The organism is Bacillus sp. J14TS2, from assembly GCF_018333015.1.
Classification (GTDB): domain Bacteria; phylum Bacillota; class Bacilli; order Bacillales; family Bacillaceae_C; genus Lederbergia.
This window is the reverse complement of record NZ_BORE01000002.1, coordinates 268,892-295,481: the sequence shown is the minus strand read 5'-3', so window position 1 is coordinate 295,481 and position 26,590 is coordinate 268,892. Positions and strand designations below refer to the sequence as shown.

The window sequence follows — 26,590 nt, the reverse complement described above, 5'->3', positions numbered from 1 at the left end:
AAATCATTCCTTGGTTTCATCTTTTTTTAGTTATATGGATGATATCCAGAGAGACGTTAACGTTTTAACCTAAACATTCACCCATCATAGGCTTTTTTCATACAATAAAGTAACAAAAATATAAGGGGGAGTTAGAAAATGGAAAAGCTACAGGTAGATCAGCTTACTGTGATCATTGTTCCTCCAGCAACGAATTTCGCTCCTGTGGATGGACGACAATATATAATGGAACCGCTATTCGGTGCAAATCGCATTTTAACCATTGGTATTTCTTCCAATCAGTGTTGTTCGGATAAAAATGAGCAGCCATTCGTACTGGAATGGAAGCCCAAATTAGGCGAATACGTTCTTACAGGGAAAATAAATTATTTCGAGGAAACATTTAAAGAGATAAATACCAAACAATGGAAAAATAACATTAGGCACATACTAACACTTATTATAAAGTCAGATTATTATTTATTTCAGCATGTGCCATGGTTAATGGATGCACCGATATTAATTGAATTATACGATAACCATTCACAATTAATAAAAATAGAAAATTTTGGAACACCACGAAAATATATGTTAAATGAAAAAGCTGAATATAAGCTTTAGAGAACCGGATTTTCAATATCCGGTTTTTATTTTCGTGTAGTAAAAAATCTCATTTTGTCTCACTGTTAGGAGTATACTTTTGTATTGAGACTGTAAATATTGATATACAGTTAACTTCCGATAATATATATTATGTTAACTAGTAAATTTTCAAGGACCTTTTACAAGTCCTCCTTAATAAATCGTACACTATATTCAATTACATCATTAATGAATAACTTGTTCTCTTTTGCCAATGCTTTAACTTTCATTAATAATTCTTGATCATATGTTGTTTTATATTGAATACGATCTTTAGGCCTTAATTCTTTATAAATTATAATTTCTTTTTGTTTCAGTAATTTTTTTATGGCGTTTTCAAGTAAATAATTAACCTGAGTATTCTGTTCCTTAGCCATTTGTTTAAGATGTTCTAATAAAGAACGGCTTATAGTTGTTCGGAACGAGGTTCGGGAACTATTTGTATGAAGAAGTTTTCCATTAACGAGCTTCCATCTAGGTAAGTTTTCAGTATCATCGACATAATAATCTTGCTCGGCATGCTGTGTCATATAGACTCTTTTATACACATGGAAATTATTAGAGTTTGCATCAGCGTATATAATTTCAGCAAGTCCTAGAAGACCTTCCTTTCCCTTCACCCAAATGCGATAAATTGCATTCCCTGTTCTTCTTTCTAAAGTCGTTATTTTAGAGGGTAAACCCCAGTTCAAAAATACTGATAGTAATCCTTCTGCAAAATGAAAACTAGCGGATGTAACATGTGCTACATATCCTTCCTTATCCACCCACCCATCCCCGTCAATCACGCCTCTTACAAAAGAAGGTAAATATTGATCTGGCACATTGGGAAAAGGCACATTTAAGGATTTTCTCGATTTTATTCCTAATGCTTCAAGGTCCTTCTTGATTTCCTTAGAATGGATAAGTAATGTTGGTGTTGTCATTGTTTTCCCAAAAGGTGCTAATCTATAATCTGCACCCATGTAATTTGCTACGATTTTGAGAATCCTTTCATCTTTTTGAGATAAGGACACACTAGGAACCTGCTCATTAACATGGCCATCCGTAATAAATAAACCTAAAACCCAAGCCATTTCATGAGACCATTTTTTAAAGAAATTTTCATTAATTTTATGTACACGAGGCCGCCCTGATGATTGTTCCCGATTCATTTTTACTCCTTGTTTATAGAGCACATTTCGTATTGCCCGATCAGAAAGTCCAATGATCGGTTGCATTTCTTTAAAAGGCATTCCACTTTTATACATTTTAATAATCATTTCGTCTGTAATACCTGGATTTCTAGGCATTGTTTTCTCCTATTAAAACGACATATTAAAACGATCCTACATATCCATTATAGAAACAAATGTTTGCGATTGCAAGTGGAAAAGGAATATTTGTATGAAACGCCAGCAGCATGTTTTCCTTCTTCCACCACATCCCCTTGATTAATGACTAAAATATTGTTTGCTTGCTTTCGTTCTCTTTTAAATCATTATTCTTTTTATTTTACCTTTTCATATATACCATTTTTACTATCTCAAGATACCAACGCCCATTAGGATGAACACAATCGCTTAACCAGTATGAATCGTGTGTAACCATCGGATTATTCCAAAAATTATCAGAAGAAATTCATGTTGCCTAGCCAGTAATTTAATCATTTTATTAGCCTTATTTAATCATTTTATTAGCCTTATTTAATTGTGAATAAATCCTCTTACGTCGTTTTTCAGAAAGTAGGAGACGAACGGTGAAATCCGGCAAGGTGAAAATAATCACTGGAATCTGTAATTGTGCCAATGCAAGCGCAATGTATTCATATTATGAAGATAACGTTCATCCTCCCAATGTCCTCTCAACACATCATTTGCCCCTTTCCTCCCTCATCTATCACACTACCTTTCTATCGCTCAATTCCTGCTCCATTGATTATAAGCTCCTTCATTTAAAGTTAAGGTAGAGGAAGTTTAATTTTAGATTAAGATTTGGTGATGAATCATTTACTATCTAGCCGGATGTTTAGGCGAATGTAAACGAAATACGAGTAAGCTTAATTAATCCAAAATTAATTTTCAGGTTACCTCCATTTTAACCTCGTCAAGTAATGTTGAAATGGAGGTGATTTCAATGATAAATAGTAATGAAAAATCTACTTTGCGATTAGCTGGACTTTTGGTCATAGCTTGGTCTGTTGTCAATGGTTTACTTCATCTGTATTGGTTGCTTGGAGGAGCAGGGTATCCGTTTCAGAACGATGGGTATTTATTTGAGGCTATCATTACGTATCTTCCAGACCAGTTGGGAGGTTGGATGTTCACTATCCTGTGTTTCCTTGGCATAGTGATGGGCATAGAAATGCAGAGGCCAGCAAGGGTTATCCCAAATCGGATGATCCTTACTTATTTAATTGGCATGTCAACTGTGCTAATTGTTTTTGTCCCCGATGCGCTCTTGATTACTTCGATGGCTTACGTATTTTTGTTTGAATTTCATTTCACGTGGGAGATGGGTAACCAGATTTTTTGTATTCTAGGCGCCATAGTTTTTGGTTTGACTGCGCTAGCGTTCTACAGGGAGCAACGTCAAGCATGTATTATTTGTGGGAGAACAGACAATAAAAAATCATTTTGGCTCGTTCAATGGAGCAAATGGATTACCTATCTTGCTGTCTTTGCTCCATTGCCCTATGTGATGACGCGTTATGCCTGGGCGTTGGGCATCCCGATTGGAGTAGATGGGGAATTTTTGCAAGATTTTACAGCTATCAACCCCGTGCATCATACGACTGAATGGGTACTTGGTTCTTTATGTGTGGGAGGAGCTCTGCTAACACTTGGCCTTATTCAACCTTGGGGTGAACAATTTCCTGCATGGTTTCCATTGTTTAATGGCAAAAGAGTCCCTATTTTATTAGCAGTAATCCCAGCGATGATTACCGCCATTGCCATAACGAGTGCTGGAACGGTTTTTACCTCCTCTTTTATCGCTTACAAGTTTCAAATTGTATCTGTTGATAATATTCTCTTGGAGCAAGCATGGGGCACAATTGGACCAATGCTTACCTGGATTCCTTGGGGAGTGGCATTGGGACTAGCCGCCATCGCCTATTATTATCGGCGGCGAAGACACTGTGATCGCTGCGGTAGAGTGTAAAGTATTTAGGATAATTAAGTTTTCTGAGTGTGTTGCCTATATTCACTTCACAGAAATTATGGGCATTAGTAGTCAAATTCATAATCACAGTAAATGATAGAAATCCACTATTAAATCCCTTCTTCATACAGAAGGTTGTCAAAAAAATTAAACAAAGATTTTTTGTGGTTTTCACAGCCCAAACACCCCGCCAGTGTAAACTGGTGGGGTTGTTCATGAATTGAAATGAGCTGTTGAGAAAAATTACTCCATAGGATAGTGTCCTGTTTTATCAAAGAATTTTACGAAGGCAGAGACTGACTTAAATAATGGATCGTTCCTTGGGAAGAGCTGGAGACCTCCCAAGAGATCGACATTTCTTTTGTCATAAGGGTGACAATAGACAGACCGATACCGGCCCCTTTCTTTCTAGTTTCCTCCGCGATTCCTCCTCCTCTATCTTTAATAAATAGGCTTATAGTACCATTCTGCTCTACAAAACCCATCCCGATATATTGACCAGACTTAGCATATCTGATCACGTTCTGGATCAGGTTATCCAATATGCATCGTAGCCATAATGGATCGACATCCCAGTACAACGGTTGATCCGGCAGGTCGATATCAATCTGAAATTCCTCCTTTTCCAAGACGGGATACCATTCGATAGCGATATGCTGCAGATGCTCAACAACGTCCACATTCTCCCGATGAAAAGGATGCTTCCCAGCTGATAGCAAAGTATAGGTAAACATTTTTTCAAGTAATTTTTCGATATCACTAAGTTTATGGATAATGATTTGAATAGAAGCCTTGGCTTTTGGAGATGAGGGATGACTTTGAATGGTATAAGCATGTTGGCGAATAACGGTCAACGGTGCACGCAGATCATGGGATATGTTGGCGACCCAATCCTTACGAAAATTCGTTTCCTCTATCTCGCGTTGTCTGCTGCTTTTCAATTTATCAACCATCTCGTTAAAAGCATTTTCTAATTGCCCGATTTCATCACTGTTACTAATAGGAACCCTATCAGGAATCATGGTATGTCCTGTATCTGACATTGCACTGGAAAGTCGAACCAACCTCTTGCGAATAGTTATGAAAAACAACAGGGATACGAAGATAATAGAAATTCCCGTAATGATAAAAATAAGATTCAAATAGAGTTCGGTGTTTATTAAAGAGAGCGTCGTATTTGAAATAGGAATATAGAATATTATAATGCCCTGATTCTCTTTCTCATAATCAATCATAGCGGTTACAGTAAAAAGATCTTGTTTCTTTTTCGCATCAATAAATTGAACTAAGCTTGTATGTGTCCATTGATCGGGAATGTCAGTGAGCACCTTATTCAAAAAATGAGATTCTCCTGCAGCGTCAATCCAAAACATCTCGGCTTGGGGGTATTGCTCTTGTATCTCACTTAGCTTCATATGAATAGTCTGACTATCAGCATGTTGCAGCTCCTCCGCTGTCTGGTCCCACATGGCTTCTAATTCCATCGTATCGTAGAAATGTTGTTTTTCCATTACAATGCCAGGCAAATAATAGATTGCCGGTAAAACAGGCCACATTAGAATGGAGGCAATGATAATTAACAAATATTTAAAGACTAGTGATTTTCGTTTATTCATTGGTTTAACCTATACCCTATCCCACGAATTGTATCGATAATTTGTGGTTGGCCAGGATTGATTTCTATTTTTTCGCGTAAATGACGTATATGTACCATTAACGTTCGATCCCCCTTAATATAGGGTTCTTCCCACACTGCTTCATATATTTGCGCTTGTGTTAAAATCTGATTGGAATGGTCAAGTAAATACATAAAAATGTGAAACTGTTTTCCAGTTAGAATAATATCCTTGTTCGTGTTAGTATTTATAATCCGGTTTGCTTTTTGATCGACCCGTAAATGCCCTACCTCGACAATATCATTAGTAATAGCGCCTGATCGGCGAAGCAGAATCTGAATACGTGCTGCTAGTTCATCAGGATGATAAGGTTTGGTCATATAGTCATCTGCAAAGGAAAGTCCTTGTAGCTTATCTTCGATAGAACTCCTTGCAGTCAGCATTAGAATTGGTTTGTCAGGATGCTTACTTTTAAGGCGTTGTCCGATTGTATACCCGTCTAGTCCAGGAAGCATAATATCCAAAATAATGAGATCTGCCGCCGTGACATGCTCTGATGCAGGCATCCCTGAATTCAACCAAATCACTTTATATCCCTTATCTGTCAGAAATTCACTGAGCCACGAACCGATCTCTTCGTTATCTTCAATTTGTAAAATTGTAGCTTGCATCTAAAAAACTCCCTTTTTCGAATTATTTTGTAATTTATGGAGTTGCTTATTTCTAATAGAATGCCAGTTTAATGTATATCTGTGAACACCTGATAGATAACAGGCATGAATGGTGTTTCCGCTCATTTCAATTTTTGTCATTAGGACCCCTAATTTACGTGTTCCGAAATGATGAAAAAGGATTATTCCCCAGTCTGTAATTGATATTTTTCAGTCAATTCAATAATATGGACTCTTCATAATAACGTCAAGCCATTTTTGGTCACTTTATTTATAGTCTCTACAGTGAAAATGAAGTGTCCAAAGTAGAATTATAAGAAGAAGCTCATCATTATTCTTATCCAAATGATGAACAACACTATAATTTGACTCTCGAATAGTTCCATACCCATCCTGTAATGACTATAAGCTTCTCGAGAAAGATGCTTATTTTTAGTTTAATCTTTGACGATAAACCCATGAGTTTAAGGTTGGTTATTGTATTGCCTTGGGGCCGAAAGATGGATTTTTGTGGGTAAAAGGATTCAGTGTAAATATTATGATTACTGAAAAAATCGCTAGGAAGGCGAAAGAATACTTTGGAAAATTAGCAGCGTAGTGAAATAGTTGATTGGCTTATCAATTGATGATGAGAATGATGTTTGAGAGAAATTATCCTCTCTTCCCTTTTCTATGTTACACGCGTAACTTTGAAAAAAGTTTGATTAAAAATATCGAATGAAGTTGCATTTAACAGTAAATTAAAATAATCCATTTTGAAAAAAAGACTAATCAAAATGGATTATTATCTAATAACATATATCATTTTCTACCCGCGTTGGTAACAATCGTGTGCGATCACTTAAGATCATAATTATGATATTTAACTCTTTAACTTAGTTAAACTAACGTACCAACTAGCGTAATGAATGTAGAGCTTGAATAACTGACTGTTCATCAGTCTTTAAATCGAAAAATTCCTTCGCAAAGTTTGATTGGTGAATAACAATTTTATTACTATCATGAAATTGAAAACTTCTGCGATATGGCATCTTATAGTTCTTCAAATCTTGAAAAAAATAAATTAATTGAACATATCATCCAGAAAATCAAAAGTAACTTGGCGCATACGACTTAAATTATTTACTTGACAATGTGCAGCGGCACCTTCATCGACCGAAAATATCTTTAGAAGTTTTTTAGAAGATGCAATATTTCCATGGAATTGCTGCGCTTGATTGATAACCTCATCGCCATCTTCTTCACCAGTTAATGATAAAGTAGGGCACACGATTTTTTCTTCCAATCCGTTAATGCGGAAATGATCAAGTTTGGTCATTAATTCATGTAATGATTGAACACCAAAAGACCTCATTGCCACATCCATAATTGCTTTTTCACCTTCAGATATTATTTGATCAAGCGTTTCAGAAGGTAATTGCTGCACTTCTTCTGTTAAAACAGTGCCCAATAAGTCATGCAAACTACGTAAAGGAGAATTTGGTATTAATGCTTGAATTCGAGTATCATAAGCTGCGGCGCGAATCGCAACATAGCCCCCAAAACTATAACCTGTTATCGCTATTTTTTTAGGATCAATTTGGTCAAACTCCACCAATTGATCAATTACTGAAGACACGGACTTTTCACAATCCTCCGGTTCTTCTAATGATAACTCTGACAGATAATACGAACCTGGGTTATGCGGTCCTTCAAATAGTAAAACATTATAACCGCGACGAAGACATTCTCTCCCAATCCACAAGTGCATTTCCATAGCCGTTCCTTCTCCCCCTGTAGCTACAATGAGCGTAGGGTTGGATGACTTTTTACTCCGCGGTGTAAATAGGTAACAGGGAAGAGTTCCTTCTTTATAAGAGACATCTAGTTTTACAAAAGGTTCATCTAATAGGTCACATGCTTTTTCAAATTTTATGCGAGATTGTTCCCAATACCGCTGATGATCTGGATGATTTGGAGATAATATTCCCATAGCAGAGCGATAATAGCTAGCCGCACGTAGGTTTAACAAGCCAGCGGATCGTCTATTTTGTTCTCGTTGTACCTGATTCGCAATACATTCTACTGTTTCTGCAATCTTTGACCAAGCATTCGCAAAACTGTAAATATTTCCATCTTCTGTATTTTGAACAACCTGTAAAATTTCTCCAATTTCCGCTCCACCCTCGCTCATTGTTGCTAATGTACGCATTAATTGAAAGTCCATTTCCTGGTCCTGAAATAAATAAGGACGAACACCACTTCTTCCCTCTTCAAAACTCATTAAATCTCCTCCAACCTATTGTATATTTAGAAAACTTGCTACAAAACAATTAAAAATGATCAATGGCTATCTTTAGTTCCTATTCCTTCAATCAACTGCTGAGCAGCTTTTCGAAATCGCTCGTCCAGTGACGTGATATTTTCTCCCATTAATGCAAAATAAAAGTAAGTGCCTATGAGCTGATCAATTACAAGATCAATATCTACAGTAGAACGAATTTGCCCACATTCGATCCCCTTTTCTAGAATCTGGGTAAATATCTGTCGACGTGGAAGGATGTATTGCTCTCGATACATTCTCATCAATTCTGGATGACTAAGTATTTCAGAAATAATAGGTGTAACCTTTTGCACCGAAATACCAAATGACTGACTTACTGATTCAAGCATTCCCTTTGCGACTTTGAGGAGATCTTCAATTTTGTTGCCAGTATTGGGAATCTGAACTTTATCCGCAACTGAACCAAATGCCTCGGAAATTAACGCCTCTTTTGTTTTCCACCTCCTATAAATAGTTGTTTTCCCTACGCCTGCTTTTTCTGCTATTTTTTCAATTCTTAGTTTTGCAACCCCACCCTCCAGCATAAGTGATCGCGTTGCAGACAATATAGCTTGATGTGCCTCTTGACTACGTGGACGCCCCACATTTTGCTGTGTGTAATCTGATATTTTCTTCATATTAAAAACACCTACCTTTACATTACGATACGAATCGTATCATAATAAAAATCAGGTGTCAAATCCTTGGATGTTTTAATTAACCTTCCTTTCTCAGCTTTTAATAACTCATACGTCTCCTTTCTTTCTGCTACATTTTGTTATTTAAATTAGACATATGAAAAGTGACTTTTAGTGGTATAAATCCAGCAAAAGTCACTTTACAGCTCCAATTTATTTTTTTCAAAAACAGTATACTTTTAACTATCCTTTGTTTTATTCATCTTTTTTAGTTTGATTTCTATCCTTTTCTCTTATTGGACGAATCACTTTACATGGATTTCCAGCAGCGATAACGTTAGGCGGAATATCTTTTGTTACTACACTCCCTGCACCAATAATAGTATTTTCTCCTATGGAAACCCCTTGTAAAACAGAAACATTTCCACCTAGCCACACTTTATCGCCAATATAAATTGGTTTAGCATACACGACATGATTAGCTCTATCTATTGGATCTTCTGCATGGTTGGCACAAAATAAAGCGACCCTTGGACCTATATAAACATCATTTCCAATCGTTACGTCGCTACAATCAAGAATTACCATATCGTGATTAATGTAAATATTATTGCCCATCGAAATATTAAACCCTAACTCACAATTAAAATTGGACTCTATATAAACATTTTCCCCCATTTTATTAAAGAGATTTTTTAAAATGTCTAAGTCATATTTATTTTCTGAGTTGATTAAGAAATTATATTTTCGGCATTCTCTAAGCGCTCGATTTCTATATCTGTCCACAAATCGATCCATATCATCATACTCATTACCATTCTTTGTTATTTCTTTAATATGCTCTATTTCTTTTTGCATTATTATCCTCCATTTAATTTCATTAATATGACGATTATTATAGAGTTTTTCTTTGTCATAATCAACGAATGTTTTGTCCAAAGATTCTCCAGCATATTCTAAATTTCCAATCAAATGTTTTAAACTGAAACATTCTTAATTCATTGAACTCATTAACAGTTTGGTATTTCACTATCTTTCATATTTCGTATAAAAAATTTACCAGTTGGGAAAAAGACTTCATTATGTCACGATTTTCATGGACAATAGTCTGTTGGACTTTGATACTTCTAATCAAATAAATTTGAAAAATATGTATAATACTGGAATTTATTGGAAATCCTGCCAATATAACAAACTATAAATCGGAGGTTTACCCAATATGAAGTACAACATAATGACAAGCATCGTTTTTTTTGTTGGTCTATTTGTTTTATTACCAAACGTTCATGCAGATAATGGAAAAATATATAAAGTTGATTCGGCAACCATTGAGTTAATGGATGCACCTGCTCCGGATGCAACCGTTCTTGCTAAATTAGATCAGGATGAAAAAGTGACTATTTTTGAAGAATCTTATGGTTGGGGAAAAACATATTTTGATGGAAAAGAAGCATGGGTTGCCTTATATCAATTAATATCAGTTAACAATACACAAGAATTGTCAGAAGCTGAACAGCAAGATCAAGCTAATATAGTAGAAACAACAGCGAATGAATCGCCGGAAAAGGGACAACTATATCGAGTTAAAGCATCTGTCCTCAATTTGCGTAATGCTCCTGATATGGATGCAACGATTATTACTCATTTGAATAAAGGTTATAAAGTGTCTATTTTTGAAAAGTCATCGGGTTGGGGGAAAACGTATTTTGATGGAAATGAGGCATGGGTTGCCTTAAATTGGCTAGAGACAGATAATGAATCAATAGATAGCGGGGTATCAGAGGAAAATGAAACAAATGATTCATTACAAGCTGAAGAGGAAATTGAAAATGAAGAATCCGAAGCAGTGCATGACCAAAAAGATGATGAAAATAGAAAATTAACAGTTGAGTCTACAGATAATGATGAAAAACAAAATACTCAAACAAAGCAAATTAGCGGAAATTCGCTGGCTGGTTATCATTTCGTTATTGACCCGGGCCATGGTGGAAAAGACCCCGGCGCGATCGGATCAGAGGTATATGAAAAAACATTGACACTCTCGACAGCCAAAAAATTAGAAAGACAATTAAATAATAAAGGAGCTACTGTTACATTAACTAGAGCAGATGACACGTACATTTCATTAGAAAAACGGACTGAAATCAGTAATTCCAATAATACAGATGCATTTATCAGCTTGCATTATAATTCGTCGAATGATCAAGCTGTCCATGGAATCGAAACCTTTTATAGCGGAGATGATGATAATCGCCAGCTCGCAAATGCTGTTCATTCATCAGTGGTGAATCATGTAAATCTCAATGACCGTGGAGCGAAACAAGCAGATTTTCAAGTTTTAAAAGAGAACCAACAACAAGCTATACTCATTGAACTTGGTTTTATCAGCAATCCTGATGAACAAAAGCTTATCCAAACAGATCGTTATCAAGAAGAAGCAGTTAAAGGGATTACCATTGGATTGGAGGAATATTATAATGAATAAATTAATTTTGCACCTTAGTGCAATAACCTTTGGTAACCCTTTACTCCGAAAAAACTCAAGGAATATAATGGGATGACATTATATACAAATGATAAAAGAGAACACTAATTACTAAGGTATGAACTATAAGAGTTAGAATGTTTTAACGAACATTTCAAATTTACAATACTCTTTAAATCCAAGCCGACGTAGTATCGGTTCAGATGTACGGGCACGAGCTTGTACGGTTAGAAGCTGACACCCCTCCTCTTTAGACTTATTAAGTCTATATTGCAATAACGAATGGTAAACTCCTTTATTACGATATTCAGGTAAAACAGCAGCACCTATAAGATACATAGTTTGACCATCAGAACTAATTCGAAATGTGGCGTTTCCAATTGGCAATCCTCCATTGTTATAGGCAACGATGTAGCCACCACGTCGTCCTGGTAAGGATATATAAGACTTTCTTTCACGTATTGCTGCTTCCATAGAGTCTAAATCCATACCCCATATCTTAGCATTAATGGACACGTAATTACGCAGATCAGGTTCTGTTAGAGCTTCCCTAATAGTCCAAGTCCATTGAGCTGGCTTAAATGAAGATGCTTTTTGAACGGGGATCGCCAACCCCGAATATACATCTTCTAAAGTAAAACCTTTTGATTTTAAACGTATGGATAAGTCATCAGGTTGAGATTTTGGACCAACCCACCAAGCAAAGCTTTTTTGTTTTGATTCATAAAAATCGATTACCTGTCTAATTTTATCATCTGGATTGGAAGTAAATGCAGAGCGAACAACCTTATTGGCAAAGATGCTAGAGGAACCCTCTGATAAACGTAGGATAAGTTCATCATTTCTAACTTCCCGCAAACCAGGAATACGAAGTGTAGGTTCAAAATCGTACTGCTCAGCTTCGATTGCTAATATAATACTGTCTATATTCATTATTTCACCAACTCTCAATACTTTACAGATTAAACATTCTTTTCAAATATCCTTTCTCGAGCTAAAGCATATTAAGTTTAAGTATAGCCTTAATTAATGCAAGTTTAATTTTGTAAGAAAAATTGTCTTTTTGTACTTCAAACAGGACCTATCCCCTTTTTGCACACAAAGAAAGCAACCAACCCGATGAGGTGCATAGGTGGTTACTTTCTGTTGTGGTGGTTCTTAGGTTTAATAGGTCCACACTTTAGCTTGAAGTTCTTGTACTCCAAATTCCAGTGCATCGTCTAAGTCTTCCATATAAATATCCAAATGGCCATTTGTAATAGCACTTCCCCGGTCTTCACATACGTATGTTTCATCTAACTTCGGGATATGTATTTTCGTACCAAAAGGAAGAGATTGTGGGCATGCAACTGTCCTGCCCTCCTCTACCACTTTACCAGATGCTGTTATACCGTAAGCCGGATCACCAGGTTCTTTTCCTGTAGATTCAGGTCCAGCCGTATAAGCTGTAACGGTAAAAGAAGTTCCAGATTCATCTGGTATTTTTATTGTTTGCCCTGGTTTAATATATGTAGGGTCTGATAGGGATGGATTTGCTGCAATGATAGCATTTACATCTACTTGATAGTTTTGTGAGATACGATATACATTATCTCCTGATTGTACTTCATAATGCTTCTCAGCAGCTGCTGCTCCCGCGAAGAGTACCAACCCGAGCAAAGCAAGAAAAATCGAAGAAATATGCTTGATAATAACACCTCCCTCTCCAATGTATAATTCCTATCTACCCATCTTTTTAGCTTGTAAACTTGGATTCTATTTATATGAACATTTTTAATTTAATTGTAATGAAAATGAAAAAATAGAATTTTTTTACAAGACATGGCTATTCCTGCCTAAGAATTTTGCTGCTGGCGGAATGATTTTTTTGGAATCCTTCTTATACTTGTCTTTATTTAGAGTTTCTGAAGAGGCCTATGATTAATAACTAGGGATAGAGAAAAGGGCGGCCAATACAGTTGGAGTTGGACCACCCTTTTCTATAAAAAACAATCAACTATAATCATCTCTATCATTGCAAATGGTATATAATTATAGTTGATTTACTCTACTAGCTTTTTTAAATATGCCTTGCGTATGATAAAAAAGCTTAAAATAAACAATAGAAAAAAGATTCCCACACCAATCGCAGTCATCTGATAAAATGCTGGTGCAATCATATTACGTAAGCTAATTAGAACGATAAACAATAAAACCGCAGCAAATGTAAAAGGGACAAAAATCAGAATCGCTAGTTCTTTTGATACAACAGAACTAATTTCTTTAATAGATAGACCAATTTTACGAATACCTGCATATTTTTCTTTTTCTCCTGCTAGAGAGGTTTGTAAGTAAAAATAAAGAATACTCATGGCTGCACTTAAAAAAATTAGACTCAATATAAAACCAATAAAGAACGTGATGCTTTTTATAAATGACTCGGTATCATATAATGAAATTTTCGACGTGACCAAACGTTCACCCGGTTCAGTCGTTACTTGTGATTCTATTTTTTCCGCAACATCCAGTCTCTCCGTCCAATCTTCCAATTCGAAGGCAAATACACTGTATTCCGGATAATTCATTGTTTCATACATCTCATTTGGTATAACATAATATACTTCACGTAGGGATGTTGAAAGAATCATTTCTTCTTCTAATCCTACATACTGCATGTCGCCATCCAGGTAATCTTGAATCGCATCTGTACTTGGGGTCGTGGCTTTATTCCCCGCGACTACATAGTACTCATTTTCATTTAATGTTATCGGCTGATGTGAACCAAGTGCATTAAAATTCGCATTCGACATAAACCCAATTCGACGTTCTTCGTCCGTTTTGAACGCAGATTGATAAGCCTCGTAATCTCCAACAGTCTGCTTAAGGGTTGTCTCGATATACTCAATATCTTCCTGCTCTTTTTCTACAGGATTATCTGGAAGTGAAATATACTGAAAGCTATATGGATATACAGCTTCTGTACTTTCTTCGACATTATAATATGAACTGTATAAAACACTTGTACAAACAAATACGGCAAGCAATAAGATACTAAGCAAATAAATAATATGCACATGCGAATTGCCTTTTGCTTGTAAATTTGATACAAAAAGCAGGTTCGTTTTCTTATAATAAGATGAACTCTTTTGCAATCTACGAATAGCAAATAACATTCCTTGGGTTAAAACAAAGTAAATCGTACTTAACAAGCTGATAAATACAAGGATGTAATAAAGGCTTCCCAAACTTTCAATAATGCTTGAACCCATTTTGAACAGTAGTAATAAAATAGCAGTCATCAAGATGGATAACAGTAGCCTCCATGGAGTTGGAAGGATTAATTTTTCTTGTGTAACATCCGCTTTTAATAGCTGTACCGCTTCTTCTTTCTTGATAAACCGGGTCGTAAATCTAGAAACAATCAGAAATAAAACACTGAACAAAATGAATGTCATCATAATAGCTTTTACTGGGATATACATCCCAAAACTATCCGCTTGTAAGATATTTTTAACCACCATTAAAAATAAAGGGGATATTATTAATCCTGCGATGAGCGCAGTAACAATAGCAGCAGCGGCAATTAGTATATTTTCTCGAAAAACCATTTTCTGTACTTGTTTCATCGATGCTCCAGAAATCATAAAGATTCCTAGACTCTTGGTTTTTTTCTTTAGAAAGGCAAGCATTGAATAGATGATAAAAATAAATGAAAAAATATAAACAATAAAACTGCAAAACATCATTGTCATCCCTAGTGTACTATCTGGATTAATTGCATCCATCATCGGGTGAAATGCCGTAATCAAAAACAAGAAAAAGACTAAAATCGAAAAAACACTGCTTAAAAAATAGGAAATATAGGTCCATTTATCCCGTAAAATATTTTGAATGACAATATGATTAAAGCTCATGATGTCCACCACCCAGGAATGTCAGTGTATCCATTATCTCCTGATAGAATTGCTGCTTATTTTCACCGCGCTGTATTTCATTGTAAAGCATCCCATCTTGCATAAAAATCACCCGTTCAGCAAAACTGGCTACATATGGGTCATGCGTTACCATTAATAAAGAGGTTTGAAATGTTTCGTGGATCGATTGAAATAGTGTCATCACACTATTCGCTGCCTTGGAGTCTAAATTTCCAGTCGGTTCATCAGCTAATAGCAGGCTTGGCTGATGAATCACGCCCCTTGCAATAGCTACACGCTGTTTCTGCCCACCTGAAATTTCAAATGTTCGCTTTTTCATTAATTCTTCAATTCCTAAAAACTCGACGACTTGTGTTAAACGGGTTGTCATTTCTTTTTTATTCATTGTATCGAGTGTCAGTGGTAATAAAATATTTTCTTCTACAGTTAATGTGTGAACTAAATTAAAATCTTGAAAAACAAATCCTAATTCACTACGCCGAAATTTTGCAAGCTCCTCATCATTTAACACATAAGGATTTTTAGCGTTTATCATAATAGAACCGTTTGTCGGGCGGTCAATGGTTGAGATACAATTCAGAAATGTTGTTTTTCCACTTCCAGATGGTCCCATTACGGCAACAAATTCGTTATGCTGTAATTGAAAATCAATTCCTTTTAATGCTTTATAATTGACTTCTCCTATATATTCTTTATGAAGTTGTTTAATATCTAAAATGATGGCTGACATTTTTTACTTCACTCCTGTTTCTTTTATTTATTTAAGTATAGCGAAGTCCACCCATTGCTTAACATTTGATAACATGACAGCCAAGTGACAAAATCGACACATTCAAAACGGCTGTCTTAATTGACAGCCGTTCCAATACTTTCTGATAAATCAATGGTAAAGGTCGTTTCTTGTTGCTGTGATGTTAGCTCAAAAGAATGATTTAGTGTCGTCAAAATCTTTTTCACTAAATATAAACCGATTCCTGTCGCTTCATTTCTCTTTCTCCCCTTCGCTCCTGTATAAAACAGATCAAACAAGCGATTAATCTCACTTTTTGAGATGGTCTCCCCTCTATTGTGAATCGATAACTGTCCATTTTTATATTGGATATGAACAGTTGATTGCTTCTCTCCATATTTAATCGCATTGCTCAGCAATTGATAGATAACGACTTTCATCCATTTCCGATCTGAATAAAGAAGAACTCCATCCGCTATTGCTACCTTTGGAAATATTTCCTCCTCAATAAAGTAATCCTTCAAATCATTAATAACTTCTTGTACAATCTTTTTTAATGGCATCGCTTCGATTTTTAAATCTGCTAATAATTTGGTAGAACGGCTATAAGACAATAGCTGATTTAACGAAAAATTTAGCTTATCGCATTCGATTTTTACTTTCTGCCATGCTTCCAATGAATTAACATTGTTCATTTGATTTGCTTGAACAAGCAATTGCATCACTGAAACTGGGGTTTTCATCTGGTGCACAGCATGGGAAATGAGTAGCTGCTGTTCCTGCAAGAAGGTTTGATGCGCTTTCTCTTCCTCTATAAGCATAGATGAAGTAGCCTTCAATTGATTGGCATATGCTTTTTCTATTGGGGCACTAGGCTGATAGATAAGGAAATGGGCTTGATTCAAACTTGATTTCTTTAATTGTGCATACATTTTCTTACGACGTAGATAACGAAGAACAAGCAGAATAATCAGTAAAATGATAGCTAAAAAGCTAAAATAGCCATAGTGATTTTCAAAACCGTCTAATTGGCCAATAATAATCGGCAAACCAATAAATGTCAGCAGATACAAAAAAATAATACTGAGGTGGTCTTTTAAAAACAGCTTCATTTATTTTTCTCCATGAGTTGATAGCCAATTCCCCGAATGGTTTTCACTTCTAAAGAAGAATGAATTGTTTCTAATTTATTTCGTAATCTTTTAATATTTACCGTAAGTGTATTTTCTTCAACAAATGCTTCTTCATCCCAAATTGCTGCAAGTAGCTGCTGTCTCGATACTACATTCGGAAACGCCTCAAAAAGCATATTACAGAGCTGAAGTTCCTTGACTGTCAGTACTTCTTCCTCTATCGATGTGGACAAACGCACGGTATCCAAATTTAAAGCAGTATTACCCTTTTTTAAAATTCGTGATTTGGTATCTTTGGCATACTCTCCATAGATGCGACGAATTTGTCCATTGATTTTTGCTAGTACTACATCCATTACAAAGGGCTTGGTGATAAAATCATCAGCGCCATTTTCAATACCATATACCTGATCTATTTCACTCATTCGAGCAGACAGAATCATAATCGGACATGTTGATACCTGCCTTATTTTTCGTGACCAATAATAACCATCAAAGGCAGGGAGGTTAATATCCATTATAACCAAATGTGGTTCTATCTCTTGAAAAATATCTAGTATCTTTTCAAAGTCTTCTACTATATGGCATTCATACCCGTATTTTTCAATATGATTTTTTAATGTGCTTGCAATACTTGTTTCATCTTCCACAATTAATATTTTATACATAAAATCCCCCGACTCATTAGATACTCTTGTATTTAAATTATATATTATCTGCTTATACTTATAAAATACAATGGCCAAGGATTGCTTTATACTTCATGCATGTATCTCACTAAGGACGCCCCATGGAGACAGACATTATTCCGTATTATGCTCTATCAAGTTTATACGCCATAACCTTCATTAAAATCTCTAAATTTACACACTGATTCTATATAAGAGCATGATTTGATAAAGATTAATCATGCTCTTAATTATAGTTGAAATTTTATTTAGTTAAGTTTATTTTTAAATTTTCCAAATCGCCATTTACAATGTAATCAAGATTTTCGTTTATCAAGTTTATATCTTGATTCCACCACTGAAGTTTGATCCAGTCCGCGATTATATCATCAGAAAATCTCTTTTTTATTAGTTTGGAGGGGTTTCCGCCAACAATAGTGTAAGGGTCAACATTTTTGGTGACAACAGATTCTGTTGCAACTATTGCACCATCGCCTATTTTTACTCCAGGCATGATTGTTACATTTCTGCCAATCCATACGTCGTTTCCAATCTCTATATTCCCTTTTAGTGGCAGATTTTCTAATGTTGGTGTATGACTCTCCCAACCATTTCCAAAAATATTAAAAGGATAGGTGGATCCGTCCATTCGATGGTTAGCTCCATTCATAATAAATGTAGTACCCGGTCCGATTGAACAAAACTTTCCAATTATCAATTTATCCCCAATAAATTCATAGTGATAAAGAACTTGTTCTTCAAAAGATTCTCCTTGTTTACTGTCATAATAAGAAAAATCTCCAACTTCAATATTGGGTTTGGTTAGTGACGGTTTAATAAATTGGACACCATTATTACCTGAAATTGGGTAAATCATATCTGGGTTAGGTCCCAGTGGTCTTTTAGAGTCCATAAAACTGTCCACCCTTCATTCCATTAAGTTTAATTTTCCAATCTTGTTACATTCTAATGCAAACCATACGGTGCCTTCTTTATCACATACAATTCCGTGAGGTTCAGAATTAGGTGTATGGATTGGATATTCTTCAATCGATTTATTTTTTGTTATCCTTCCTATTTTATTTGTACCCCATTCGGTGAACCATAAGTCCTCATCCAATCCTTGAGTGATTGCATGAGGACGTGCATTTGGTGTAGGGATGTCAATTTCTGTTATTTCACCAGAAATAGTAATCCTCCCGATCTTATTTCCCGATATTTCTACAAACCAAAGTGCATCATCGTTTCCTCTTGCTATACCTACTGGTCCTGCTGAGGGTGTAGGTATTTGAAACTCCGTTAGTTTCCCCGACTCAGTTATCCTTCCAATTGCATTGTTTTGATTTTCAGTGAACCAAAGTGAGCTATCAGGGCCTAGCGTAATAAAAGCTGGGTAGGATTCTTTATTGGGTAATTCATATTCATGAATCACACCGTCCTCCGTCAGTTTACCTATACGGTTTCGATTCATTTCTGTAAACCAAATATCTCCATTGGAGTCTTCCGTAATCCCATATGGTGCTGAATTCGAGTGTGGCAAAGGATACTCTTTAACTATGCCAGTTGCTGTAATTCTTCCTATTTTGTCTGTTCCATTTTCCGTAAACCAAATATCGCCTTTTGAAGAAGCAGTTAAACACATTACTCTAGCATCAGGAGTTGGAACATTATATTCCTTAATCTCCCCTTCTTGATCAAGACAACTGATCTTATTTGCTTTATGTTGGGTAAACCATACCTTTCCCTCTTGTGTGACAGCTATTCCATAAGGACCTGAATCAGAATGTGAAATATTTATTTCTTGCTGCTCAAATCTCATATAAAATCCCTCCATTGAGAATTTTCTAACGCAAATAGCCTCCTATACTCATTTTCTGAGATAGGAGGCTATGCAAACTAGTCCAGACTAAAATAGACTTGTTTTTAAAGTCCTTTAGTCTTTATAAGGTACATTTCACAATAATCCTATCTCAGAAAATTAATCAAAAAACATAACCTATAACCATTCAGACCATGGAAAAGCTGAATGTATATGTTAAGTTATCGACTTTTCTAAAAGTTAGAATTATTGGATCATATCCTTTTTTCACCCTTCCGTCTTTCGATAATTTCACAATAAAACACTACCTCAGTTTTGTCAACTACCTTTGTGTAAAGCTTCAGCTTATTTTTAGATATTTTTAAAATGATTTGCTTGATAATTCCAAAATTAAATGATTTGTGTGCTTTTTCCATTAAATAACTATTTTATAGATTGTCTTTTGCAATTCTTATTGGAGATTTATTAGAGAGGTAACAAAAGGGGATATGATATGTATGGTCACATTATATTTACCGTAAGCATAGAAATAATGGATTTGGAAGCTAGAACAAAGTGCTTCCACCAAAGGAAAACCGAATTAGTATGTGCATAACCCTCGCTCCGGATCCGCTAAGGTAATGCAATATTCGTCTGTTGAAGCTTCGCATTTTAGTATTGTCCCAAAAGAAGTTTATCACAAATCATTATAATCTTTCTATTAACTTAACTTTATTTAGATGAATCTTTTTAAGTATTGGTGTTTTCTAAATAAATACTAATTTGTTCAATGTTCGTTTTGATGTTATTGAATCCAGGGGAGAGAATCATTACAAAAAGAGCGGCAGTCTGCTCTTGGAAAGTTTCTTATTTCCTTTTATCATACCAATCCATCGAATCCATCATTTCCACATTTCTTATTTGCTCGAGTGTACAACTTGTAACTCGCCCATCCTTTAAGGATAAGTGTATTTGATTTTCAACATAGCCGGATACTTTACACTCTAAGTCTTTATAATAATTCCCATCTCTTCTTATCACATTTGCCTGAATCGAAACCGGTGAATTCATTACAAAAGCTTGATACAACACTTGGGCGATTTCTTCTTCTGTCATTTCTTTTTTCGGCTCAACCTCTAGTAGCTGGTTATTTACTTTCTCTTTTTTGAGTGCTTCTGAATGGTCGCTTAGCATCATCCCTAACCATTTCACAATTCCTCTATCTTTATATCCCAGCTGTTCCGGTGTGATGCGTGTGATCGATATTTTCTCCATTTTCACTCTTCCTTTCCAGATCGATGACCGCCAAGCAGTTTCGCACGATATCTAGCCATTCCACTTTCAAGTAAGCTGGAAGCGTGCAGTAGTGACGTGTATCCATGTTTTCTTTTCACAAAATCAATCGCCCTATCCATCTCTTCATTTTCTATCGTTTCTTCTACTGGTTCGAAGAAATCCAGTTGCAATGACTGCTTTGGCTGCAGTTTTCCAAAGGTGATATTAACGACTCTTACCGGTACATTTTCTTGATAATATTTATGAAAGATCATCAGCATATACTTCTTTAATTTTTTTGACGAATCGGTTGCATCAATCTTCATCTGATGATTAAATCCGTCTTGCGCTATCGTTTTCGAATAGCCAATGGCCAATTTAACAACACCAGCCACTAGCTGGTGTTTCCTTAGTCTTGCTACATTCTCATCTGTCATTTCCCGAATAACAATCTCAATGTCATGTTTCACTACATAATCTCTGTTGAGTATCTGGTTTTTGCTGAATGACGTACTTTTAGGTTTGTATGCGTCCGCTAGTAATGTTCGGTCAATTCCGTGTGCGTGGCAAAAGAGTTGTTCTCCAATCACGCCAAACCTTGCCTTTAATACACGAATATCATACTGAGACAAATCATAGATACTTCTAATACCTAGCCGATTGAGACTAGCTTCTGTTTTCCTTCCGATTCCCCAGAAATCAATTAATGGTGCTATTTTCCACACGGTATGTGGTACATCTTCATAACGCCACTCACCTATGAATCCATTTTGTTCGTCATGCTTCGCCTGATGATCGAGTGCTAATTTTGCTAATAGCGGATTATCCCCTATTCCCACAGTCAGGACTAGGCCTAATTTTAGCCATACAGCATGTTGGATTTTTTTTGCTATATCATGTGTGCTGCCGAAAAGTTTATGCGATTTAGTTACATCAATGAACGATTCATCAATAGAATAAGCAAGGACATCATCTTCTGCTACATAACGCTTAAAAATACTTAATATTTCTAAGTTTCTTTTTACATACAATGCCATACGAGGTTCTACAATTTCTATATTTGCTCCGTGCGGAATCTCATATATTCTTGTTCCTGTTTTAACTCCATACTCTTTCTTTACTAAAGGAGATGAGGCTAAAACCAAACCACCTTGGTTATCCGGTTTAGATACAACCGCAATCCGGGCTTTTAAAGGATGCTGATTGCGTGCTGCAGCTTCTACGCTTGCAAAAAAAGATTTGACATCTATGCACATAATATCCCGTCTTGGCTCATTTGAATAATCCATCATCATAATATTTTTCATTGTCTCACCTTTTGTACGAATATATGTTTGTATACATATTATAAGAACGTACATTCTATTAGTCAAGATCAACACGATGAAATCACGATGCCAATATATGGAAGAAGAAGCATGCGCCGCACGTCTCTTCTCCCTCTTCCTACCGATTCTGTTTACCAAACAGGCTTATCTATAAAGGTAACTAGGTCGATCCCAAAAGCGTTGTTTAGCCATTGCATCGATAAATGTTTGTCCAAATTGGTGATCTGTATCGATCACAACTCCCGGCATTTCTTTAATCCCCATTTCCTTCAATAGCTGACTGCTCTCTTCCCTAGCGCTTATTGGCTTGAAATGATTATACATATTCATAATAAAGGTCCGGGCTTGATAATAAAAATAGTCATCTGCTTCGGCTCCGCCAACTAGATACGCACCCTCATAGCTTAATGGGGATCCCGTGAGAAAGCTTTGATCAACCTGATATGTTACTCCTCCGCTGCCACTTACTTCACCAAGCTTATCGCTAACAATAACAGGATGCATCTTCGCCTCCTTCCATTGTTTAAGCAGGGCATCCACTTCCTTGCCAGGAAAACCCTCTGCAAGAAAAACAGCCACTTTAAGTGTATCCGCCATGAACTTTGTATTCATCAGGCTTACCGCGGGCGATGATTTCGTAACAGTGGATTCTTCTACATCTGGTACTGTAACGCCAACATTATTAGCAACGGCTTCCGCAAGCTCTTTGCTGACTCTTGCTAAGCGGTCAACCATTTGCTGACGTACAGGCACATGAAGGCATCTTCCTAATTCAAAACTATAGGCCCCAATAATATGCTCTCGTTCTACTGGTGTCATGCTATTCCAGAAGAGCCTAGCCTGTGAATAATGATCTTTGAATGATGGTGCTGTTTTACGCTGTTTCAATCCTTCTACAGTGGAAGGATAAGTTACAAAGCCTCCCTTATCTGGCGGAACTTCGGATGGGGTATTATCTGCCAATATGTTTTTATGATAAGAAACTTTTCCGCGGTCAATCACATGACGTGAAGCACCATCCCGCTGGTTGTTAAAAACAGGGCAAACCGGTTTATTGATTGGAAGCTGCTGATAATTTGCACCTACTCGTGCCTGTTGCGTATCCGTATACGAAAATAACCGCCCTTGCAACAGGGGATCGTTGGAGTAATCAATTCCACACACAATATTCCCTGGATGAAATGCACTTTGCTCTGTTTCTGAAAAAGCATTATCGACCGTTTTATTTAGCGTTATCTTCCCCATCTTTTGAAGTGGAACTTCCTCTTCCGGCCAAAACTTTGTCGGATCTAAAATATCGAAATCAAACATAAATTCTTGATCTTCCCGAATAATCTGTACAGCAAGTTCAAATTCCGGATGATTTCCCATCTTAATATTGGTCCAAAGATCTCTTCGATGAAAATCAGCATCCTCGCCAAGCTTTTGCGCTTCATCCCAAATTAATGGATGAACCCCTAGCATAGGCTTGATATGAAACTTGACAAAATGAGCTACTCCCTCTTTGTTCACAAAACGATATGTGTGCACACCGAAGCCTTCCATAGTGCGGAAATTCTTGGGAATGGCCCGGTCAGTCATAATCCACATCGCCATATGGGTCGTCTCCGGGTTACTCCCCATAAAATCCCAAAAAGTATCGTGCGCTGTTTGGCCCTGAGGGTATTCATTATCGGGTTCTGGTTTGACAGAGTGAATTAAATCGGGGAATTTGATCGCGTCTTGAATAAAAAAGATAGGGAAATTGATGGCCACAATATCAAAATTCCCGTCATCTGTATAGAACTTAATGGAAAACCCTCGCACATCTCGAACAGTTTCATTACAGCCCCGTGAACCAATTACTTGTGAAAATCGGACAAATAATGGTGTTTTTTTAGAAGGATCCTGCAAGAAATCTGCCATCGTTACATCACTCATGGATTGATACAGTTCAAATTCTCCATAAGCACCAGTTCCTCGTGCATGAACAACCCGTTCTGGTATTCGCTCTCTATCAAAATGCGCTATCTTTTCTCTGGCAAGAAAGTCTTCAATCAGAGTCGGCCCACGATCTCCAGCGGTCAGTGAATTTTCGTCATCGACAATCTTTTTCCCTTCATTGGAAATCATCTCTTGATTACGTGTTTCTCTCACATATGCTTCTAATTGTTTTTCCTTTTTATTTACATCTTGGTGTTCACTCATATAGATCCATCTCCTCACAATGATAATGACGTTTATTTTTAGCAAAAAAAGCTAAATGTATTCAGAAGGTTTTAAACGCTGCATGAAGTGAGAAGGAGATCTTTTTTCTATGGAAACGTTCGTGAGACTAACAGCGTTGGTCAGGATCAATCATATTTCCTCGTTATACAACTAAGAAGGACCCCGATAGCTAAATCAGGGCCCTCATCATTATTTATTTAAGTAATCTGTAACTGCACCAACGGAAGCACAAGATACATTATGCGCATATTTTCCTAATACACCTTTTTTATATAATGGCGGTGCAACCCAATTCTGCTTACGGCGTTCAAGCTCTTCCTCGGAAACTTCAAAAGAAATTTCCTTTTTGTTGGAATCAATCGTTACAGTGTCCCCTTCTTTTAAGAAAGCAATAGGGCCACCTACCTGGGCTTCCGGGGCAATATGGCCAACAACTAGTCCATGTGTACCACCGGAGAATCTGCCGTCTGTTAATAATGCAACTTTTTCCCCTAATCCTTTTCCAACTAAAATAGAAGAGACGGATAACATTTCTGGCATACCCGGAGCACCTTTTGGACCAATATGGCGAATAACGAGCACATCGCCTTCCTTAATTTTATTATGTGTGACTGCTTCGGTTGCTTCTTCTTCTGTATCAAACACACGAGCAGGTCCAGTATGCCTGGTTACTTGCACACCAGATACTTTTGCAACCGCACCACTAGGCGCAAGATTTCCTTTTAGAACAATTAGCGGACCATCTGCGCGTTTCGGATTATCAAATGGCATAATAACCTTCTGTCCTTCCACAAGATCCGGTGCTTCCGCGAGGTTCTCGGCGATTGTTTTACCTGTAACTGTTAAGCAATCGCCATGAAGGTATCCAGCTTCATATAGCATTTTCATGACTGCAGGTACACCACCTGCCCGATGCAGGTCTTGCATAACATATTTACCACTTGGTCTTAAATCAGCAAGATGTGGCACTTTTTCCTGAATGCGATTAAAGTCTTCCAGTGTCAAATCGACTTCTAAGGCATGGGCGATTGCCATTAAATGCAAGATCGCATTTGTCGATCCACCAAGCGCCATTACAACAGTAATCCCATTCTCAAATGCCTTTTTTGTCATAATGTCTTTTGGATAAATGCCTTTCTCAAGCAATTTATAGACTGCTTGTCCTGCTTTCTCACAATCTTGCGCCTTATAATCTGACACTGCCGGATTGGAAGAACTGCCAGGCAGACTCATGCCCATTGCCTCAACAGCAGATGCCATCGTATTTGCTGTGTACATACCACCACAAGAACCCGCGCCTGGACACGCATGACATTCGATTGAACGTAATTCCTCATCATCAATATCACCATTATTATGTTTACCGACACCCTCAAATATTGACACAAGATCAATATCTTTGCCGTTTAAGGAACCAGGTGCAATTGTCCCCCCATACACAAACACTGCAGGTACGTCGGCGTTGGCTATCGCGATCATACAGCCTGGAATATTTTTATCACAACCACCAATCGCTACAAATGCATCTAAATTTTCAGCTCCAACAACAGTTTCTATTGAATCAGCAATTAGATCACGACTTGGTAAGGAAAAGCGCATTCCTTGGGTCCCCATAGAGATACCATCTGAAACTGTAATTGTATTAAAAATCAATGGTACGCCACCGGCCGCTCTTGCTCCCTCTTTGGCATTGACAGCTAAATCATTAATATGGATATTACATGGTGTCACTTCACTCCATGTGCTAGCAATACCGATCATTGGCTTCTTAAAATCCTCATCCGTTACACCGACAGCACGAAGCATCCCTCTGTTTGGCGCTTTCAGGGTACCTTCACTAAAAACATGACTTTTTATGCGTAGATCTTTTTCCATCTGAATACCACCCTTCTGTGGACTATTATAGGAGTGATTTTTCAATAATTCAATGTATTCAGGTCAATGAAAGGTTTTTCTCGAAAAAAATAACCCAATCAAGATGATCCATGATAACCTAAAGGTTCTTACACCAGAAAGGAGATCAGATCACAGATAGGGTTACATGTTTAGAAATCATACGGAA

21 protein-coding genes are annotated in these 26,590 nt (G+C 36.7%); 3 read left to right on the top strand and 18 right to left on the bottom strand.

Annotated features, from left to right (window positions below):
• Positions 1 to 138: 138 nt before the first annotated feature.
• A complete protein-coding gene (locus KI375_RS03980; protein WP_212972253.1) occupies positions 139 to 600 on the top strand; it encodes a staygreen family protein in 462 nt (153 codons plus the stop codon).
• A 161-nt stretch (positions 601 to 761) separates the two neighbouring features.
• Here the strand turns inward: KI375_RS03980 and KI375_RS03975 are convergent, their stop codons facing one another.
• Positions 762 to 1,913 carry an LAGLIDADG family homing endonuclease gene (locus KI375_RS03975; protein ID WP_212972252.1) on the bottom strand — a complete coding sequence of 384 codons (1,152 nt, stop codon included), beginning with the start codon at positions 1,911 to 1,913 and terminating at the stop codon, positions 762 to 764.
• Between the two features lie 823 nt (positions 1,914 to 2,736).
• Between KI375_RS03975 and KI375_RS03970 the strand changes: the two genes are divergently transcribed.
• The gene (locus KI375_RS03970) at positions 2,737 to 3,762 is read left to right on the top strand and encodes a hypothetical protein (protein WP_212972251.1); all 1,026 of its coding nucleotides are present in this window, start codon (positions 2,737 to 2,739) and stop codon (positions 3,760 to 3,762) included.
• Positions 3,763 to 4,043: 281 nt separating this feature from the next.
• Here KI375_RS03970 and KI375_RS03965 read toward each other — a convergent pair whose 3' ends face one another.
• The 5 genes from KI375_RS03965 to KI375_RS27620 form a co-directional block, all read right to left on the bottom strand.
• On the bottom strand, positions 4,044 to 5,378 hold the full coding sequence (locus KI375_RS03965) for a sensor histidine kinase (protein WP_212972250.1): 1,335 nt from the start codon (positions 5,376 to 5,378) through the stop codon (positions 4,044 to 4,046).
• Entirely contained in the window at positions 5,375 to 6,049 is a 675-nt protein-coding gene (locus KI375_RS03960; protein WP_212972249.1) for a response regulator transcription factor, read from the bottom strand. The genes KI375_RS03965 and KI375_RS03960 overlap by 4 nt, the downstream gene beginning before the upstream one ends.
• A 1,063-nt stretch (positions 6,050 to 7,112) precedes the next feature.
• Positions 7,113 to 8,312, bottom strand: a complete 1,200-nt coding sequence (locus KI375_RS03955; RefSeq protein WP_212972248.1) for an alpha/beta hydrolase family protein — start codon at positions 8,310 to 8,312, stop codon at positions 7,113 to 7,115.
• 59 nt (positions 8,313 to 8,371) lie between these two features.
• A complete protein-coding gene (locus tag KI375_RS03950; protein ID WP_212972247.1) occupies positions 8,372 to 8,989 on the bottom strand; it encodes a TetR/AcrR family transcriptional regulator in 618 nt (205 codons plus the stop codon).
• Between the two features lie 255 nt (positions 8,990 to 9,244).
• The gene (locus KI375_RS27620; RefSeq protein ID WP_212972246.1) at positions 9,245 to 9,847 is read right to left on the bottom strand and encodes a sugar O-acetyltransferase; all 603 of its coding nucleotides are present in this window, start codon (positions 9,845 to 9,847) and stop codon (positions 9,245 to 9,247) included.
• Between the two features lie 361 nt (positions 9,848 to 10,208).
• Here KI375_RS27620 and KI375_RS03940 point away from each other — a divergent pair, with 361 nt between their 5' ends.
• Positions 10,209 to 11,474, top strand: coding sequence for an N-acetylmuramoyl-L-alanine amidase family protein (locus KI375_RS03940; protein WP_212972245.1), 1,266 nt, complete (start codon positions 10,209 to 10,211; stop codon positions 11,472 to 11,474).
• Between the two features lie 132 nt (positions 11,475 to 11,606).
• Here KI375_RS03940 and KI375_RS03935 read toward each other — a convergent pair whose 3' ends face one another.
• The 12 genes from KI375_RS03935 to ilvD all read right to left on the bottom strand — a co-directional run bounded on the left by KI375_RS03935 (position 11,607) and on the right by ilvD (position 26,403).
• A complete protein-coding gene (locus tag KI375_RS03935) occupies positions 11,607 to 12,407 on the bottom strand; it encodes a GNAT family N-acetyltransferase (protein ID WP_212972244.1) in 801 nt (266 codons plus the stop codon).
• Between the two features lie 231 nt (positions 12,408 to 12,638).
• Positions 12,639 to 13,133, bottom strand: a complete 495-nt coding sequence (locus tag KI375_RS03930; protein WP_212972243.1) for a LysM peptidoglycan-binding domain-containing protein — start codon at positions 13,131 to 13,133, stop codon at positions 12,639 to 12,641.
• A 383-nt stretch (positions 13,134 to 13,516) separates the two neighbouring features.
• Positions 13,517 to 15,367 carry an FtsX-like permease family protein gene (locus KI375_RS03925; protein WP_212972242.1) on the bottom strand — a complete coding sequence of 617 codons (1,851 nt, stop codon included), beginning with the start codon at positions 15,365 to 15,367 and terminating at the stop codon, positions 13,517 to 13,519.
• Positions 15,357 to 16,118, bottom strand: a complete 762-nt coding sequence (locus KI375_RS03920) for an ABC transporter ATP-binding protein (RefSeq protein WP_212972241.1) — start codon at positions 16,116 to 16,118, stop codon at positions 15,357 to 15,359. Before KI375_RS03920 ends, KI375_RS03925 begins: the two co-directional genes overlap by 11 nt.
• A gap of 116 nt (positions 16,119 to 16,234) precedes the next feature.
• On the bottom strand, positions 16,235 to 17,230 hold the full coding sequence (locus KI375_RS03915; RefSeq protein WP_212972240.1) for a sensor histidine kinase: 996 nt from the start codon (positions 17,228 to 17,230) through the stop codon (positions 16,235 to 16,237).
• The gene (locus KI375_RS03910; protein ID WP_212972239.1) at positions 17,227 to 17,919 is read right to left on the bottom strand and encodes a response regulator transcription factor; all 693 of its coding nucleotides are present in this window, start codon (positions 17,917 to 17,919) and stop codon (positions 17,227 to 17,229) included. The genes KI375_RS03915 and KI375_RS03910 overlap by 4 nt, the downstream gene beginning before the upstream one ends.
• 265 nt (positions 17,920 to 18,184) lie before the next feature.
• Positions 18,185 to 18,832, bottom strand: a complete 648-nt coding sequence (locus tag KI375_RS03905; RefSeq protein WP_212972238.1) for a Vat family streptogramin A O-acetyltransferase — start codon at positions 18,830 to 18,832, stop codon at positions 18,185 to 18,187.
• A gap of 15 nt (positions 18,833 to 18,847) precedes the next feature.
• Positions 18,848 to 19,738 carry a Vgb family protein gene (locus tag KI375_RS03900; RefSeq protein ID WP_212972237.1) on the bottom strand — a complete coding sequence of 297 codons (891 nt, stop codon included), beginning with the start codon at positions 19,736 to 19,738 and terminating at the stop codon, positions 18,848 to 18,850.
• A gap of 846 nt (positions 19,739 to 20,584) precedes the next feature.
• Entirely contained in the window at positions 20,585 to 20,992 is a 408-nt protein-coding gene (locus KI375_RS03895) for a hypothetical protein (protein WP_212972236.1), read from the bottom strand.
• Between the two features lie 2 nt (positions 20,993 to 20,994).
• Positions 20,995 to 22,299, bottom strand: a complete 1,305-nt coding sequence (locus KI375_RS03890) for a Y-family DNA polymerase (protein WP_244852255.1) — start codon at positions 22,297 to 22,299, stop codon at positions 20,995 to 20,997.
• Positions 22,300 to 22,464: 165 nt separating this feature from the next.
• Positions 22,465 to 24,507, bottom strand: a complete 2,043-nt coding sequence (locus KI375_RS03885) for a catalase (RefSeq protein WP_212972235.1) — start codon at positions 24,505 to 24,507, stop codon at positions 22,465 to 22,467.
• 210 nt (positions 24,508 to 24,717) lie between these two features.
• Complete coding sequence (ilvD, locus tag KI375_RS03880; protein ID WP_212972234.1) at positions 24,718 to 26,403, bottom strand: dihydroxy-acid dehydratase; 1,686 nt, start codon at positions 26,401 to 26,403, stop codon at positions 24,718 to 24,720.
• Positions 26,404 to 26,590 lie beyond the last annotated feature (187 nt).

Coding starts and splice junctions, on each gene's coding strand:
- KI375_RS27620 (WP_212972246.1), bottom strand. CDS start 9,847: ATGCAAAAAGAAATAGAGCATATTAAAGAAATAACAAAGAATGGTAAT.
- KI375_RS03980 (WP_212972253.1), top strand. CDS start 139: ATGGAAAAGCTACAGGTAGATCAGCTTACTGTGATCATTGTTCCTCCA.
- KI375_RS03940 (WP_212972245.1), top strand. CDS start 10,209: ATGAAGTACAACATAATGACAAGCATCGTTTTTTTTGTTGGTCTATTT.
- KI375_RS03960 (WP_212972249.1), bottom strand. CDS start 6,049: ATGCAAGCTACAATTTTACAAATTGAAGATAACGAAGAGATCGGTTCG.
- KI375_RS03885 (WP_212972235.1), bottom strand. CDS start 24,507: ATGAGTGAACACCAAGATGTAAATAAAAAGGAAAAACAATTAGAAGCA.
- ilvD (WP_212972234.1), bottom strand. CDS start 26,403: ATGGAAAAAGATCTACGCATAAAAAGTCATGTTTTTAGTGAAGGTACC.
- KI375_RS03970 (WP_212972251.1), top strand. CDS start 2,737: ATGATAAATAGTAATGAAAAATCTACTTTGCGATTAGCTGGACTTTTG.
- KI375_RS03910 (WP_212972239.1), bottom strand. CDS start 17,919: ATGTATAAAATATTAATTGTGGAAGATGAAACAAGTATTGCAAGCACA.
- KI375_RS03895 (WP_212972236.1), bottom strand. CDS start 20,992: ATGGAGAAAATATCGATCACACGCATCACACCGGAACAGCTGGGATAT.
- KI375_RS03905 (WP_212972238.1), bottom strand. CDS start 18,832: ATGGACTCTAAAAGACCACTGGGACCTAACCCAGATATGATTTACCCA.
- KI375_RS03965 (WP_212972250.1), bottom strand. CDS start 5,378: ATGAATAAACGAAAATCACTAGTCTTTAAATATTTGTTAATTATCATT.
- KI375_RS03975 (WP_212972252.1), bottom strand. CDS start 1,913: ATGCCTAGAAATCCAGGTATTACAGACGAAATGATTATTAAAATGTAT.
- KI375_RS03950 (WP_212972247.1), bottom strand. CDS start 8,989: ATGAAGAAAATATCAGATTACACACAGCAAAATGTGGGGCGTCCACGT.
- KI375_RS03915 (WP_212972240.1), bottom strand. CDS start 17,230: ATGAAGCTGTTTTTAAAAGACCACCTCAGTATTATTTTTTTGTATCTG.
- KI375_RS03935 (WP_212972244.1), bottom strand. CDS start 12,407: ATGAATATAGACAGTATTATATTAGCAATCGAAGCTGAGCAGTACGAT.
- KI375_RS03920 (WP_212972241.1), bottom strand. CDS start 16,118: ATGTCAGCCATCATTTTAGATATTAAACAACTTCATAAAGAATATATA.
- KI375_RS03955 (WP_212972248.1), bottom strand. CDS start 8,312: ATGAGTTTTGAAGAGGGAAGAAGTGGTGTTCGTCCTTATTTATTTCAG.
- KI375_RS03900 (WP_212972237.1), bottom strand. CDS start 19,738: ATGAGATTTGAGCAGCAAGAAATAAATATTTCACATTCTGATTCAGGT.
- KI375_RS03890 (WP_244852255.1), bottom strand. CDS start 22,299: ATGAAAAATATTATGATGATGGATTATTCAAATGAGCCAAGACGGGAT.
- KI375_RS03925 (WP_212972242.1), bottom strand. CDS start 15,367: ATGAGCTTTAATCATATTGTCATTCAAAATATTTTACGGGATAAATGG.